Here is a 15944-nt window from a genome sequence, read left to right on the forward strand (position 1 = left end):
GCAGGTCAGCCGAGGATTGCGAGCGCGATGTCATCGGCGTCGCGCAGCGTCCTGCTTCCGGCGTCGAGTGAGGCGCCTGCCTCGGCGGCGATCGCTGTTCCCCACTGCACGGCGCTGAGCTGCAGTCCCAGCACAAACAGATTTTCCTGCACCAGCCCGCTCGCGCCCACCGCCCGGTAGGGCGGCCTGGTCACGTCCAGTCCCGGGGAAACCTCCGGCACGCCGTCTTCGGACATGGTGGTGCGCGCCCGCACGAGTCCATCCTCGAGCAGCCGGCGCAGCAGGACCGAGCGGTTCTGGACCACCCGGTTGGCCGGCATCATCGCCTCGACCAGCACGCCGGCGTCGTATTTTCCGCCTTCCACCCATGGCGAGGAGACAGTGAACCTCCCCCTCGCAGCATCCAGCTCGAACCGCGGCGCCGGACCGGCGAAGCGCACGACGCCAGCCCTCGCCAGGGCGGCCAACTGTTCGATCCGGAGGGCGGGCGGTCCGCTCGCAAGGCCCTCCACCAGCGGTTCAAACCACCCGCGCAGCTCCGCCGTCCATGACGCTTCGGTCAGCCCCCCGTCGGCGACAATCTGCTTGATGACTGAGCGTCCCGCGTTCATGGCGCCGATGGCCATCTTCAGGGGATCCTCTTCGCCGCGGTCGGAGCCTGCAGCATCCTCCTCGAGATAGTCGAGCACCGCCTGGTTGTATTCCTCCGCGGAAGCGAACCGGTGCCGCCCGAAGGGTCGGGCGAGCGACTCAAGGTCCAGCCGGTCGGCAAGAGGCACGTAGTCACCCAGGAGCTCCTCAAGGCGAGCGCGCCAGGCGTTGTCGGGATCGTCAAGCACGCTCTGGAGCGACGGCAGGAACTCCGCCGGCAGTCCGCCGGTGCGTGCCAGCGTGCTGTAGTAGGCCCAGACGGCATCCCGGTGCAGCAGCGGCCAGAGGTCATGGTCGAAGCCGGGCTGGATGCCGCTTGCTGCGAAGGCGCCGGCGCGGCTGGGCGTGCAGTAGCGAAGGCGCACGCTGCGCGGCACGTAGCTGGTGAGTTTCGCCTTGGCGCGGTATGGCGTACCTCGCCGGGAGGCGGCGACCACTTGGGGTTCCCGGCCCGAAGGGCGGTAGATCAGCGCGCGGCCGGCCGGTTCGCCGCTGGGGACGAAAGTTCCGCCCCGGCCCTCGGTGAGGTGGGTGATGATGTCGAAAAAGTTCAGGCCCAGGCCCCGCACGAGTACGGTCTTGCGCGCCGGCAGCCGGTTCCAGTCGACATCGGCGGGAACGTTCGGCGGCCAGTACTGCAGTCCCAGGCGCGCGGCACCGTCCCTGAGCGACTCCTGCTCCGGGTTGAGCTGGGCGGGCAGGTGACCCATCCCCAGCACGACGGCGTCGCACATCACGGTGGTGTTCCCGCCGACATTCACCCGGAAGCCGGACTCCAGCTCCTCGAGATGGCTTGCCTCCGCGCGGTGCTCGACGACGTCGAAACCGTCGCCGAGCTGTTCGATCAGCGACGTGTAAATGTACTCGAGATAGCGCCCGTACAGTGCCCGGCTGGCGAAGTCTGCCGAGGTGAGGGACTGGATTTCCTTGCGGTCGCCGTCGCTCAGCCGATCATCCGGTGAGGCATCCATCAGCTGCCGCCAGTCGTCAAAGGACAGCGGCACCAGGGAGGGAGCGCGTGCGGCGGCTGCGGGGCCGACGGGCACCACCGTGGGAAACAGCGCCGGCGTGTTCATGAGGAAATGCCGCGACTGGTCGGTCCTCCACACATGCCCGGGTCCTGGCTGGTAAGGATCGATCAGGTGAACGGTGACCCGCGGGCGATCAGCCTCCCGCAGTGCCGACCAGTTTGCGATCAGGCGTTCCAGCACGGAAGTGCCGCGCGGACCGGCGCCGATAATGGCCACCTGAACTGCCCGCGTCATCTCCATCCTTCTAGGTTATCGGCCGGTCGGACCCGCCCCGTTCGGCGTGACCGGCCCAGGCCGCCCGTACCGGGGTTCAGCGCGCGGGCTCCGTTTCCCCCACGTAGGCGGCCAGATGCGAGCCGGTCAGGGTGGAGCGGTCCGCGACGAGGTCCGCCGGCGTTCCCTGGAAAACGACCGTCCCGCCGTCGTGCCCGGCACCGGGACCGAGATCGATGATCCAGTCGGCATGCGCCATCACCGCCTGATGGTGCTCGATGACGAGCACGGACTTGCCCGAATCAACGAGCCGGTCCAGGAGCCTGAGCAGCTGTTCGACGTCGGCAAGGTGCAGGCCGGTGGTCGGTTCATCGAGGACGTAGACATCGCCCTTCTCGCCCATCTGGGTGGCCAGCTTCAACCGCTGCCGCTCGCCGCCGGAGAGCGTGGTGAGCGGCTGTCCCAGGCTCAGGTACCCGAGCCCGACGTCGGCCATCCGGTCCAGGATCCTGGAGGCGGCGGGAGTGCGCGCATCCCCGGTGTCGAAGAATTCCAGTGCCTCCGACACCGGCATGGCGAGCACGTCGGCGATGTTCTTTCCACCCAGTGTGTACTCGAGCACCGAGGCCTGGAACCGCCTGCCCTCGCACTCCTCACAGGGTGACTCCATGGTGGCCATGACGCCCAGGTCGGTGTAGATCACGCCGGCACCGTTGCAGGTGGGGCAGGCGCCCTCGGAGTTGGAGCTGAAGAGCGCGGGCTTGACGCCGTTCGCCTTGGCGAAGGACTTGCGGATCGGTTCCAGCAGTCCCGTGTAGGTGGCGGGGTTGCTTCGCCGTGAGCCCCGGATGGCCGCCTGGTCGATCACCACAACGCCGTCGCGTTTTGCAACGGATCCGTGGATCAGTGAGCTCTTGCCGGAGCCTGCCACGCCCGTGATGACGCACAGCACGCCCAGCGGGATGTCGACGTCGACGTTCCGAAGGTTGTGCGTCGACGCTCCCCGGACTTCCATGGCGTGCGTGGAGGAACGGACGGCATCCTTGACGCGTGCGCGGTCATCGAGGTGGCGTCCGGTGATCGTATCCGTCTGGCGCAGTCCCTCAACGGTGCCCTCGAAACACACCGTTCCGCCCGCGGTGCCTGCACCTGGCCCCAGGTCGATCACGTGGTCGGCGATCGTGATGGTCTCGGGCTTGTGTTCAACCACCAGCACCGTGTTGCCCTTGTCCCGAAGCTGGAGGAGCAGCTTGTTCATGCGCTCGATGTCATGCGGATGCAGGCCGATGCTCGGCTCGTCGAAGACGTAGGTGACGTCGGTCAGGGAGGAACCGAGGTGGCGGATCATTTTGGTCCGCTGCGCTTCGCCGCCCGAGAGCGTTCCGGCCGGCCGATCAAGCGAGAGGTAGCCCAGACCGATCTCCGCGAAGGAATCCAGGAGGTGCTGCAGCCCTTTCACCAGGGGCGCCGCCGTGCTGCCGGCCTTTCCCAGCCCGCGCAGCCACTCCGCCAGGTCGGTGATCTGCATCGAGCAGAGCTCAGCGATGTTCTTCCCGTTGATCTTTGACGACAGCGCTTCCCTGGTGAGCCGCGTCCCGTCGCACTCAGGGCAGCGCTGGAAGGTCACTGCCCGCTCCACGAACCGGCGCACGTGGGGTTGCATGGCCTCGGGGTCCTTGGACAACATGGACTTTTGGATCTTCGGAATGATGCCCTCGAACGTGAGGTTGATGCCTTCAACCTTGATCTTGGTCGGTTCCGCGTACAGCATCGTGTCGAGCTGCTTCTTGGTGAACTTCGCAATGGGCTTGTCCATCGGCAGGCCCATACCCTCGAACAGCCTTCCGTACCAGCCGTCCATCGAGTAGCCGGGGACGGTCAGGGCGCCGTCGGCCAGGGACTTTGCCTCGTCATACAGCGCGGCGCGGTCGATGTCGCTGACATTTCCCATGCCCTCGCATCTCGGGCACATGCCGCCCAGGTAGACGGCCTGACTGACGACGCTCCGCTCAACGCGTCCGGCCTTCTCGGTGGACATCACGCCGCTGGCCTTGCGGGTGGGGACATTGAAGGAGTACGCGGTGGGTGGTCCCACATAGGGGGAGCCGAGCCTGCTGAAAAGGATGCGCAGCATGGCGTTGGCGTCAGTCGCCGTACCCACGGTGGACCGCGGGTTGGCACCCATCCGTTCCTGATCAACGATGATCGCGGTGGTCAGCCCCTCAAGCAGATCAACGTCCGGCCGAGCCAGAGTGGGCATGAATCCCTGCACAAAGGCGCTGTAGGTCTCGTTGATCATCCGCTGCGATTCGGCTGCGATCGTCGCAAAGACGAGCGAACTCTTGCCTGCGCCCGACACACCGGTGAACACCGTCAGCCGTCTCTTGGGGATGTCAATGCTGATGTCTTTGAGGTTGTTCTCGCGGGCGCCCTGCACCCGGATCAGGTCATGGGTATCCGCTGGATGCATTGCTCCATCTAACCAGTTGGCAGCTTCGATGGGCAGACCCGTATGGAAGGCATTCTGCCCGGGCGTCAGGTTGCCTAAGATAACGGTATGACGTCCACCACGCAGCAGCCTGATTCCGCAACCGACGATGAGTTCCTCTGGCTGGAGGACATCTACGGTCAGAAGCCCCTGGAATGGGTGCGCAGCCAGAACGCCGTCACGGAAGCGGAACTTGTCAATAAGCAGTTCCTCGCGGATGAACAGCGCCTGCTTGAGGTGCTCGATTCCACTGACAGGATTCCGATGGTGGTCAAGCGCGGCGACCACTACTACAACTTCTGGCGGGACAGGGAGCACCCCAAGGGCCTGTGGCGGCGGACCACCTGGGAAAGCTACCTGACCGATGCCCCCGACTGGGACGTCCTGCTCGACGTTGACGCCCTGGCCGCTGCGGAGGGCCAGGAGTGGGTGTGGGGTGGGGCGATGTTCCTTCGCCCCACCGACGGTGGGCCCTACCGCAGGGCGCTGATAGCGCTCTCCCCCGACGGCGGGGATGCCCAGCGCTACCGCGAGTACGACGTCGTCGACCGCTCCTTTGTGGAGGGCGGGTTCGATATTCCGGTGGCGAAGAGCAGGATCAGCTGGGCGGGCCCGGACGCCCTCCATGTGGGTACGGACTTCGGGCCGGGGTCCATGACCACCAGTTCCTACCCGCGGACCGTGCGGACGCTGCGCCGCGGTGAACCGCTCGAGTCCGCGCGCCTGTATTTCGAGATCCCCGAAACCTCCATGATGGCCGTGGTGGTGCGTGACCAGACCCCTGGGTTCGAGCGGGACATCGCCGCCCACATCGTGGATTTCTACTCCAGCCGCACGTTCCTGCGCCGGGGGGATGAATGGGTGCACATCGACGTTCCTGACGACGTCAACGTGTCACTTCACCGGGAGTGGCTGGTGCTCCGTCCGCGCACCGACTTCGAGCTCGACGGCGTAACGTACCGCGGCGGTTCCCTTCAGGCCGCCCACTCGAGGACTTCCTGGCCGGGCAGCGCGCTCTGACCACCGTGTTCGAACCCGATGCGCACACAGCCCTGCAGTCCTGGAGCTGGACCCGGGACCATCTCCTGCTCAATCTCCTGAAGGACGTGTCTTCGGAGATCCGGGTGGTCAACCCTGCACAGTCCTGGACCGCCGAAGTACTGGACGCCTGTCCGCCCCTGCATGCGGTGGATGCCTACGCGGTCGATGATGAGGACGACGACGCCGGCAACGACTACTGGCTGGTCGCCACCGGATTCCTCACCCCCACAACGGTGGTGCGCGGCACTATTGGCGGCACGCATGTGGAAGTAAAGGCGTCGCCGTCGTACTTTGACGAGGAGTCCTTCACCGTCTCACAGCACTTCGCGGTCTCCAGCGACGGAACGCGGGTGCCTTACTTCCAGGTCGCGGCGAACGATCTGGCGCTCGACGGCGGCAACCCGACGCTACTCTCCGGGTACGGGGGCTTCGAGCACGCCATGACGCCGGCGTACAGCGGGGTGATCGGGCGGGGATGGCTGGAACGCCGGACAGCTGACGGCCGCCCGGGCGTGTACGTGCTCGCGAACATCCGGGGCGGGGGCGAATACGGGCCGGCCTGGCACCAGGCGGCGCTGCACGCCAACCGGCACCGGGCGTATGAGGACTTCGCTGCAATCGCGGAGGACCTGGTGGAGCGCGGGGTGACCCGTCCGGAGCTGCTCGGCTGCACCGGCAGGAGCAACGGCGGGCTGCTGGTGGGCAACATGCTCACGCAGTACCCGCACCTGTTCGGGGCGATCTCGTGCGGCGTTCCACTGCTGGACATGAAGCGGTACACCAAGCTGTCAGCCGGGTACTCCTGGATTGCCGAGTACGGCGACCCGGACAAGCCCGAACAGTGGGAGTACGTGCAGACCTTCTCGCCGTACCACCGCTTGCAGGAGGGCCGGAAGTACCCGAAGACGCTGATCTGGACGGCAACGAGCGATGACCGGGTGGGTCCGGTTCAGGCACGGAAGATGGCCGCACGGATGAAGGCGCTTGGGGTTGGGAATGTGTGGTTCCACGAGGCGCTTGAGGGCGGCCATGCCGGGGCGTCTGACAACCGCCAGGCTGCGCGCATGCACGCCATGTCCTTCGAGTTCCTGTGGAAGGCACTCACCGGGCAGCTCTAGACCCTGGGGGTATTTTGCTCTTGCCCTGAGGTTCTGGGTAGTCTTGGGTGGCTAGTAATAGCTGCTGGAGACGTGCCAGAGCGGCCGAATGGGCTTCACTGCTAATGAAGTGTGGGCCTAAAGCCTACCGGGGGTTCAAATCCCCCCGTCTCCGCGTTTTTCGAAGGGCGTCTTCGAGGGTCAGCTGATCCCCGAAGACGCCTTTCGTCTGTATGGGTTCCCGGCTCGACGACTGCTAGGCCTTCTGCGCAAGGACAAAGGGAAGCACCTCCTGGGCACCTGCCTGTCGGAGTGCCCGGCCGGCCACCGTCAGGCTCCAGCGGCTGTCCGCCAGGTCATCGACCAGCAGCACCGGGCCGGGGGTTGCAGCAAACCAGGCGTGGCCCTCCTCGGGAACCGCGAACCTGTCCCAGACCGCTGCGAGACGGAACGCGCTGTTGCCGCCGGAGCTCCCGCTCGGCCAGCCCTGCGGCAGCTGCAGTGCACCCAGGTAGGGGATGCGCCCGACACCGGCCAGTCCCTCCGCGAGGGAACTGATCAGGAGCGGGCGCCGTCGTGACGGCATGCTGACCACTCCCACCGGCCGGGTGTCCCAGGACCATTCGGAAAGTACACGGACACAGGCCTGGATGGCAGCCGGATCAAGTGCGGCGTCCGGAGACGAGTCCGCCAGGAGTTCGCGGACCCGGTTGCCCCAGCCCAGGTCGGTCATCCGCGCGAGCGCCCGACCGGCGGAGAGCTGCTGGTCCGCCGGGATGCGCCCCTTGACCGGCACCCCCAGCTTGTCCATCCCCGAAGGCCACTGCCCTCTCGGTTCAAGCAGCACACCGACCCTGCCCAGTGCGCTTCCGGCGCTCTCGGAGGCGCCGGAGGACACCTCATCGGAGTACCACCGGCCGGCGCAGTTGTCGCACCGGCCGCACGGTGTAGCAGCGGGATCATCGAGCGCCGCCGCGAGGAACTCCATCCGGCAATTTTCGGTGTTCTCGTAGTTGAGCATTGCGTTCTGCTCATGAACGCGGGCCTGCGATATCCGTGCATACCGCTCGCGGTCGTAGGTCCAGGGCTTCCCGGTGGCCTGCCAGCCGCCGGTCACCTTCTGCACCGCACCGTCCACGTCCAGCACCTTCAGGAGGAGCTCCAGCGGCGAGCGCCGCACGTCCACCCGGGTTTCCAGCGCAGGAGTGGACAGTACGGTGCCGCCAGCAAGTTCCTCCAGAATGCGCTGCGCCTTGTCTTCGGCGGGCATGGAGGCCGTGGCGAAGTACTCCCAGATCTCGCGGTCCTCATTTCCCGGCAGCAGCAGGACGTCCGCGTTGGGGGTTCCTCGACCGGCCCTTCCGACCTGCTGATAGTAGGCAACCGGGGAGGATGGCGCTCCGAGATGGACCACAAAACCGAGATCCGGCTTGTCAAAACCCATGCCGAGAGCGCTGGTGGCCACGAGGGCCTTCACCTCGTTGTTCTTCAGTGACTGTTCAGCCGCCTCACGGTCCGACGGGTCCGTACGGCCGGTGTAGGCGAGCACGGCATGGCCGTTCTCCCGCAACAGACGCGCAGTGTCTTCAGCCGCGGAAACAGTGAGCGTGTAGATGATGCCGCTGCCAGGGAGGTCCCCGAGGTGTGTCAGAAGCCATGCCAGCCGGGAACGGGGGCTGGGCAGGCGGAGCACGCCGAGGCGCAGCGACTTGCGGGCAAGCTCACCGCGCAGCGTGTAGACGGCGGTGCCGTCCGTACCGAGCTGATCTTCGACGTCCTTGACCACCCGGGAGTTGGCGGTAGCGGTGGTTGCCAGCACGGGGACCCCGGCCGCCAGCGACGTGATGAGGTCACGGAGGCGCCGGTAATCCGGGCGGAAGTCATGGCCCCAGTCGGAAATGCAGTGGGCCTCGTCAATCACCAGCAGGCCGGTGCGCCGGACGAGCTCGGGCAGCTGGGTTTCACGGAAGATCGGATTGTTCAGCCGCTCCGGCGACACCAGCAGAACATCGAGCTCATCCGCGTCCAGCCGGGCGGTGATCTCCTGCCACTCCGTCTGGTTTGCAGAGTTGATCGCTGCGGCGCGCACCCCGGCACGCCCGGCCGCTGCCACCTGGTCCCGCATCAGCGCGAGCAGGGGCGACACGATGAGGGTGGGCCCGGCACCGGCGGAACGCAGCAGCAGGCTCGCCACGAAGTACACCGCAGACTTCCCCCACCCGGTGCGCTGGACCACGAGCGCCCTGCGCCCACCGTTGACCAGCGCTTCGATCGCCTCGAACTGCCCCTCATGGAAGACGGCATCATCCCGTCCGACAAGCGTTTGGAGGATCGCGAGCGCCTGCTGGTGCAGGGTGGTTGTTTCAGCCATGCGCCCCAGTATGGCAGTTGCCTCTGACGTATCCGGCGGGGTTCCATGCGCTGTGGACAACCGCCGTCGTCCTGCCCTCCCCAGGCTCCGGACCGGCGGACCCGAGCGGTTAGACTTTCCAGCGTGAACACAACCATCGACCTTTCCGCATCGTTCAAGGCCTACGACGTCCGAGGGATCGTCGGTGAGACCATCACGGTGGAGTCCGTCAGGGCGGTGGGTGCGGCGTTCGTCGACGTACTCGGGCTTTCCGGAGAGACGGTGCTGGTGGGCGGCGACATGCGTCCGTCCTCGCCCGAGTTTTCCGAGGCATTCGCCGAGGGAGCCACCGCGCGGGGCGCAGATGTGGTGATGCTCGGCCTCATTTCCACGGACGAGCTCTATTACGCCAGCGGGATCTACAACGCGGCGGGTGTCACCTTCACCGCGAGCCATAATCCCGCGCAATACAACGGGATGAAGATGTCCCGGCCAGGCGCTGTGCCGATGTCCTCTGAGACGGGGCTTGCCGAGGTGCGGGAAGGCGCTGAACGGTACCTCGCCGAGGGCACCATCCCGGAAGCCGACCGGCGGGGGTCAACCTCTTCACGTGACGTCCTGAAGGATTACGCGGAATACCTGCGTTCGCTGGTTGACCTGTCTGGAATCCGTCCGCTGAAGGTGGTTGTGGATGCCGGCAACGGCATGGCCGGCCTCACCACCCCGGCCGTCCTCGGCGCCGAATACCTCAGCGCGCTGCCCCTGGAGATCATTCCGCTGTACTTCGAGCTCGACGGTTCTTTCCCCAACCATCCGGCGAACCCGCTGGAACCTGAGAACCTGCGGGACCTGAAGCAGGCGGTCGTCAGCAACGGCGCGGACCTCGGCCTGGCATTCGACGGCGACGCGGACCGGTGCTTTGTCATCGACGAACTGGGCGAGCCGCTCTCACCCAGTGCTGTCACCGGCATGGTTGCGCGCAGGGAGATCCGCCGTGCCCAGGCTGCCGGGGAGGCGGAACCGGTCATCATCCACAACCTGATCACCTCGCGTGCGGTGCCGGAACTCGTGCGTGCGGAAGGCGCCCGGCCGGTACGCACCCGCGTGGGCCACTCGTTCATCAAGGCCGTCATGGCCGAAGAAGGCGCGGTTTTCGGCGGCGAGCACTCCGCCCACTACTACTTCCGGGAGTTCTGGAACGCTGATACCGGGATGCTGGCGGCCATGCACGTACTCGCCGCTCTCGGCGAGCAGGACCGGCCGCTCTCCGCACTCGGTAAGGAATACGAGCCCTACTTCGCCTCCGGGGAGATCAACACCCGGCTTGACGACGTTGAGGCCGCCACCGCCCGGGTCCGGCAGGAATTCGAGAGCGACGGCGTCACAGTGGACGAGGTGGACGGCCTCACCTTCACCGCTGCCGACGGCTCCTGGTGGTTCAACCTCCGGGCGTCCAACACGGAACCGTTCCTGAGGCTGAACGCCGAGGCGGAGAACCCCGAGATCCTGGAAAACCTCACCGCTGCCGTCCTTGAGCAGATCCGCCAGTAACGAAACCGGAAAGCAGTATGGCCGGTACCGCACTGCTGCACGGAACCGGCCACACCTTGCGAAAGCCGCTGCTAGGCGGCGAACCGCTCCTTGAGCCGCTGCAGCTCCGCGGAAAGCTCCGCGGGCAGCGAATCGCCGAACTGCTGGTACCACTGCTCGATGCCCTCGAGCTCGGCAGCCCACTCTTCCGCGTCGACCCGGACGGCCTGTTCGACATCCTCCGGGGCCATGTCGAGTCCTGTCAGGTCGAGTGCATCCGGGGCCGGGACATACCCGATCGGTGTCTCGACAGCTTCCGCTTCACCTTCCAGGCGCTCAATGATCCACTTGAGCACGCGCGAGTTGTCGCCGAAGCCGGGCCAGGCAAAGCCGCCGTCGGCCGTGCGGCGGAACCAGTTGACCAGGAAGATCTTCGGCAGCCGCTCCTGATTCGCCTGTCCGCTGACTTTCAGCCAGTGGCTGAGGTAATCACCGGCGTCGTACCCCATGAAGGGAAGCATCGCCATCGGGTCGCGGCGCACCCGGCCGACCGCGCCGGCAGCCGCGGCAGTGGTCTCCGAGGACAATGTGGAGCCCATGAAGATGCCGTTGGTCCAGTCGCGGGACTGCGTGACCAGAGGCACCGTGGTCTTGCGCCGGCCACCGAACAGGATCGCGGACAGCTCGACCCCTTCGGGGTCGTTAAACTCCTCGGCCAGCATGTCGATCTGGTCGATGGGCGTGCAGAACCGGGCGTTGGGGTGCGCGGCCGGAGCGTCCGACGACGGCGTCCACTCGTTGCCCTGCCAGTCCGTGAGGTGCGCCGGCACTTCCTCGGTCATGCCCTCCCACCAGACACCGCCGTCGTCGGTCAGTGCCACATTGGTGAAGATCGAGTTGCCCTTGGCGATGGCGCGCATGGCGTTGGGGTTGGTGTGCCATCCGGTGCCGGGAGCAACCCCGAACAGGCCCGCCTCCGGGTTGACGGCACGGAGTTCGCCCTCCTTGCCGAACCGCATCCAGGTGATGTCGTCGCCGAGTGTCTCGACCTTCCAGCCGTCGATCGTCGGGTCGAGGAGTGCGAGGTTCGTCTTGCCGCAGGCCGAGGGGAACGCCGCCGACAGGTAGTACGTCTTGTTCTGCGGCGAGGTGAGCTTGAGGATGAGCATGTGCTCGGCCAGCCAGCCCTCGTCCCGTGCCATGACCGAGGCGATGCGCAGCGCGTAGCACTTCTTGCCGAGCAGCGCGTTTCCGCCGTAGCCGGATCCGAAGGACCAGATGGACCGTTCTTCAGGGAAGTGGACAATCCACTTCTCCTCGTTGCACGGCCACGCGACGTCCTGCTGTCCCGGTTCGAGCGGTGCGCCCACGGAATGCAGCGCCGGAACGAAGTCCGCATTGAGTTCGGTCATCCGGTCGAGGACCTCGGTGCCGATGGTCGCCATGATGCGCATGGACGTCACCACGTACGCGCTGTCCGTGATCTCGACACCGAACTTGGGAGTCGGGGCGTCAAGGTGTCCCATGACGAATGGGATGACGTACATGGTCCGGCCGCGCATCGAGCCGGCGAACAGGCCGCGCAGCTTTTCCTTCATGGCGTCCGGGTCCATCCAGTTGTTGGTGAACCCGGCGTCGCGTTCATTCCGCGAGCAGATGAAGGTCTGCTCTTCGACCCGGGCAACATCGGCCGGGTCTGAGAACGCCGCGAAGGAGTTGGGGAAAAGTTCAGGGTTGAGGCGTTTGAAGGTGCCTGCGGAGACGAGCTCGTCGCTGAGCTGGTGGTTCTCCTCCTCGGATCCGTTGACCCAATACACCCGGTCCGGCTGCGTCAGCGCGGCAGTCTCCTCAACCCAGGCCAGCAGGCCCTGATGGGTTGTCGGCGCAGCGGAGGCTGCGTCCCGGTCAGTCGCTCGGTCAGCGAGCAGCGGCTGTCGCGCGGAATCGCCCATTTCTCGTCCCTTCGTTGGGTGGATGGTGTGTATTGATGCTAGGGGCGGGCTTCCGGCTGATTTCGGTCGCTGCGGGCGTAGAGTTGGTTTCAGGTCGACGGTGATCCGCGAGTTTCTGCGGTTTTCACTATCCAATGATGCCCCGCGCTGTGATAAAGGTCACGTAGACCGGTCTATACTACCGACCGGTAGAAGACCACCCGGCCATCTCAATTAGCGTTAGGTTCCGAATGGCTGTAAAGTTATCTACGGCCAAACGGCCTGAGAAAGTCTTTCAAACCGGCTTTTGAATTGCGTGCGTAGCTCAACGGATAGAGCATCTGACTACGGATCAGAAGGTTGGGGGTTCGAATCCCTTCGCGCGCACCAGCCAAACCGCCCCGGACCTCCGGGGCGGTTTTTTTGTGCATGCCTGGCCCGGGCGTTTCCCGCGGGAACTGTTTGCCCCGCCGTCGGCCGGATGACAGGCTCGGGACCATGAGCACAGAGCAGAGTACCGACGTCGTTGTTATTGGAGCCGGCGCCGTCGGCGAGAATGCGGCCGCCCGCGTTGTCCGCGGTGGGCTCTCCGCCGTCCTGGTGGAATCCGAACTGGTCGGCGGCGAATGCTCCTACTGGGCGTGCATGCCGTCCAAGGCACTGCTGCGCTCCGGGACCGCACTGCACGCCGCCCGTTCCGTGGCCGGCGCGCGGGAAGCAGTCACCGGCGCTCTCGACACCCAGGAAGTGCTCGCCCGCCGCGACAGCTTCACCTCCCACTGGGACGACTCCTCCCAGGTCGACTGGGTCAACGCCACGGGGATCACCCTGCTCCGCGGGACGGCGCGCCTCACCGGTGAGCGTCGGGTGGAGGTAACCACCGACGACGGCGTCACCACGCTCACTGCGCGCCACGCCGTTGTTCTCGCTACCGGATCCGTCCCGTCCGTTCCGCCCATCGGTGGGCTTGAGGGCCTCACGTATTGGGGTACGCGGGAGGCGACCTCCGTGAAGGAAATTCCGGAGAGCCTTACGGTGCTGGGCGGCGGCGTTGCCGGAACAGAGCTTGCCCAGGCGTACGCCCGGCTCGGTTCGAAGGTCACCCTGGTGGCCCGCAGCGCCCTGCTGGGCAGCTACCCGGAACCCGCTGTCCGTCTGGTGCAGCAGGGTCTGGAGCACGACGGCGTGACCCTCCACCTGAACACCACCACAGAATCCGTTGCTTACGACGGCGGCCGCTTCCGGGTGACACTGGCCAGCGACACGGTGGTGGAGTCGGAGAAGCTCTTGGTGGCCACCGGCCGGCGCCCGGCGCTGGCCGGGCTGGGCCTTGAAGGACTCGGACTGGAGACCCGGCAGCTCGACACGGATGAATCCGGTCAGGTCGTCACCCACCCGTGGCTCTATGCGGTGGGCGACGCCGCCGGGAAGGTGCTACTGACCCATCAGGGGAAGTATGAGGCGCGCATAATGGGCGATGCCGTCATTGCCCGCGCCAACGGGACGCTGAATGGATCGCCGCCGAAGTGGAGCGCCTTCGCGGCCACGGCGGACGTCTACGCGGTCCCGCAGGTTGTCTTCACCGATCCCGAGATAGCCATGGCGGGCCGGACACTCGAGGCCGCACGGAAGGACGGGTTGAACGTCAGCGAAACATCGCTTGAGCTGGCTGTTGCCGGGTCCTCACTGCACGCTGACGGCTACGAGGGCTGGGCGCAGATGGTGGTGGACGAGGACCGGAAGGTGCTGGTCGGCGTGACCTTCGCCGGACCTGACGTCGCCGAACTCCTGCATGCGGCAACCATCGCCATTGCCGGCGAAGTACCGCTGGAGCGGCTGTGGCACGCGGTGCCTGCCTATCCGACCATCAGCGAAGTGTGGCTGCGGCTGCTGGAGAAGTACGGTCTCTAGCCTTTTTCAGGTGCGATCCTGATTCCGGGCGCGATCCTGATTCCGGCGCGGTTCAGGCGCGTCGAACCACGAAGTCCGTCACCTCGGCGTCCCGCCCGTCCAGTTCCGCCCACTCCCCGGCATGGCTGAGGACGGTGAGTCCCGCCGTCGGATAGTGGGTGGCAAGGTCGACGACGGCGTCCTCATCCGAGTCGACCGACGCGAGCCGCATGGCCAGGTTCTGGATACCTGGGAGGTGTGAAATGACCAGGACGCTCGTTGCGGTTTCCGGCACCTGGTTGATCACCGTGAGCATCTCGGTGGCACTGGCAGCGTAGAGCTTCGGCTCGAGCCGCGGCGTTGGAGCCTTCTCCCCCAGTTCCTGGCACACCCAGATGCAGGTCTGCCGGGCGCGCAGTGCGGTGGAGGTGAGAATGAGGTCCGGGACGGCGCTGTTCTCCACCATCCAGCGGCCGATCAGCGGCGCGTCACGATGACCGCGGCCGCTGAGCGGCCTCTCATGGTCCGAGACATCACCATGCCAGTCCGACTTCGCATGCCGCAGGAGCATCAGACGCTTCAGATGGTGGGAGGACATTCCCTCACCCTACTTTGTGCGAAGCGTGCGCCTAGATCGAGTACTCCGGAGCAGCCCACACAACAACCTCGGGGTGCTCGTAGAAGCGGTAGCCCTGCCCGCGAACCGTCCGGACCGTGTTTGCCAGGCGGCCAAGCTTTGAGCGCAGCCGCCGGATGTGCACGTCGATGGTGCGTTCGTTGGGCACCTCATCGGCGTTGCGCCACAGTCCGCTCAGGAGTTCCTCGCGCCCGACGGTCCGGGAGGCGTTCTCCACGAGGTAGTTGAGGAGTTCGAATTCCTTGAACGTCAGGTTCAGGATGTCGCCGTCGAGGTGCACTTCACGGCGGGAAAGATCGATCAGCACCCCGGTGGGGCGCGGAGCCGGCGGCGGAGTGGGCTGCTGCTCGGTGCGCGGCCGGCGGTTCACCGTCGGGTCACCGAGGGCCTGCCGGACGACGTCGATATCAGTTCCCACCGCATCTGCCGGAGCGAGCGCAACGGCGGCGTGGCTCTGAGCGCCGGGCACGAGGGTGCGGACATAGGCGCGCACGTCCTGTGCCAGCTTGCTCAGCGTGGTGTCATGCTCGGCGGCGGTGTCCTCATCGAGTGCGACGTACAGGACAAAGCCGCGTGCAGTGGTGTCGCCCGTGACCGCCTGGGGGCCCGGGATCCCGTTCGGAGTGACCACAGGAACCGGCGCGGTGATGGGCTGGGCCGGTTCCGCGGGAGACGGCACGGACTGGAGCTGCCCGTAGGCCGGTGAGTATGCGGCTGCGGCCGGCTGGCTGTAGCTCGGAATTCCGGGGCGCTGCCCGTAGGCCTGTCGCTGGATGCCGGCGCGGTTCTGCGCGTTGCGGAGGGAAATGTGGACGTATCCGGAAGAAACGGTCATGTCTAAACAACCTCAAGGTGAATCGCCGTCATCACGGCTCGAATGCAGGGGTGTGCCCGGTCGAGATGGAGCTTCTGGTGGAGCCCGCCGTTGGGCCAGGAATGCGTAAGAGGGTGGGGTAAACCGTTACGCGCACATTCGACAGCAGCGGGATCCCTGCGCGGACAGGACGTCCGGGGAATAGGCTGCGGCTGCAGATGCTGCTGAGTTGGTGTTCACAATCCGAATTATTGCACGTAACAATCCGCTA

General features: G+C 66.1%; 8 protein-coding genes, 2 tRNA genes and 1 pseudogene. 5 read left to right on the forward strand and 6 right to left on the reverse strand.

The window, feature by feature from the left end; all coding sequences use genetic code 11:
* Positions 1-5: 5 nt before the first annotated feature.
* Both BLS52_RS12220 and BLS52_RS12225 read right to left on the reverse strand, forming a co-directional pair.
* Positions 6-1916, reverse strand: coding sequence for an FAD/NAD(P)-binding protein (locus tag BLS52_RS12220; protein ID WP_342707452.1), 1911 nt, complete (start codon positions 1914-1916; stop codon positions 6-8).
* A 76-nt stretch (positions 1917-1992) separates the two neighbouring features.
* Positions 1993-4365 (reverse strand): ATP-binding cassette domain-containing protein, encoded by a 2373-nt coding sequence (locus BLS52_RS12225; RefSeq protein WP_090587060.1) that lies wholly within the window; start codon positions 4363-4365, stop codon positions 1993-1995.
* Positions 4366-4452: 87 nt separating this feature from the next.
* On the opposite strand from BLS52_RS12225, the pseudogene BLS52_RS12230 reads away from it, so the two are divergent.
* Positions 4453-6542 (forward strand): annotated as a pseudogene (locus tag BLS52_RS12230) (prolyl oligopeptidase family serine peptidase).
* Positions 6543-6608: 66 nt separating this feature from the next.
* A tRNA-Ser gene (locus tag BLS52_RS12235) sits at positions 6609-6696 on the forward strand.
* 81 nt (positions 6697-6777) lie between these two features.
* Here BLS52_RS12235 and BLS52_RS12240 read toward each other — a convergent pair.
* Positions 6778-8892 carry a RecQ family ATP-dependent DNA helicase gene (locus tag BLS52_RS12240; protein ID WP_090587062.1) on the reverse strand — a complete coding sequence of 705 codons (2115 nt, stop codon included), beginning with the start codon at positions 8890-8892 and terminating at the stop codon, positions 6778-6780.
* Positions 8893-9015: 123 nt separating this feature from the next.
* Between BLS52_RS12240 and BLS52_RS12245 the strand changes: the two genes are divergently transcribed.
* Positions 9016-10422, forward strand: a complete 1407-nt coding sequence (locus BLS52_RS12245) for a phosphomannomutase/phosphoglucomutase (protein ID WP_245702844.1) — start codon at positions 9016-9018, stop codon at positions 10420-10422.
* Between the two features lie 71 nt (positions 10423-10493).
* On the opposite strand, the gene BLS52_RS12250 is transcribed toward BLS52_RS12245, so the two are convergent.
* Complete coding sequence (locus tag BLS52_RS12250; RefSeq protein WP_090587065.1) at positions 10494-12353, reverse strand: phosphoenolpyruvate carboxykinase (GTP); 1860 nt, start codon at positions 12351-12353, stop codon at positions 10494-10496.
* A 293-nt stretch (positions 12354-12646) separates the two neighbouring features.
* Here BLS52_RS12250 and BLS52_RS12255 point away from each other — a divergent pair.
* Together BLS52_RS12255 and BLS52_RS12260 are read left to right on the forward strand one after the other, a co-directional pair.
* Positions 12647-12722: transfer RNA gene (locus BLS52_RS12255), tRNA-Arg, on the forward strand.
* Between the two features lie 108 nt (positions 12723-12830).
* Positions 12831-14243, forward strand: a complete 1413-nt coding sequence (locus BLS52_RS12260; protein ID WP_090587067.1) for a dihydrolipoyl dehydrogenase family protein — start codon at positions 12831-12833, stop codon at positions 14241-14243.
* Positions 14244-14295: 52 nt separating this feature from the next.
* On the opposite strand, the gene BLS52_RS12265 is transcribed toward BLS52_RS12260, so the two are convergent.
* Both BLS52_RS12265 and BLS52_RS12270 read right to left on the reverse strand, forming a co-directional pair.
* Complete coding sequence (locus BLS52_RS12265; RefSeq protein WP_090587069.1) at positions 14296-14820, reverse strand: SixA phosphatase family protein; 525 nt, start codon at positions 14818-14820, stop codon at positions 14296-14298.
* A gap of 31 nt (positions 14821-14851) precedes the next feature.
* Positions 14852-15694, reverse strand: coding sequence for a winged helix-turn-helix domain-containing protein (locus BLS52_RS12270; RefSeq protein WP_090587070.1), 843 nt, complete (start codon positions 15692-15694; stop codon positions 14852-14854).
* Positions 15695-15944 lie beyond the last annotated feature (250 nt).

This window comes from Arthrobacter subterraneus (assembly GCF_900099735.1).
Taxonomy (GTDB): domain Bacteria; phylum Actinomycetota; class Actinomycetes; order Actinomycetales; family Micrococcaceae; genus Arthrobacter_D; species Arthrobacter_D subterraneus.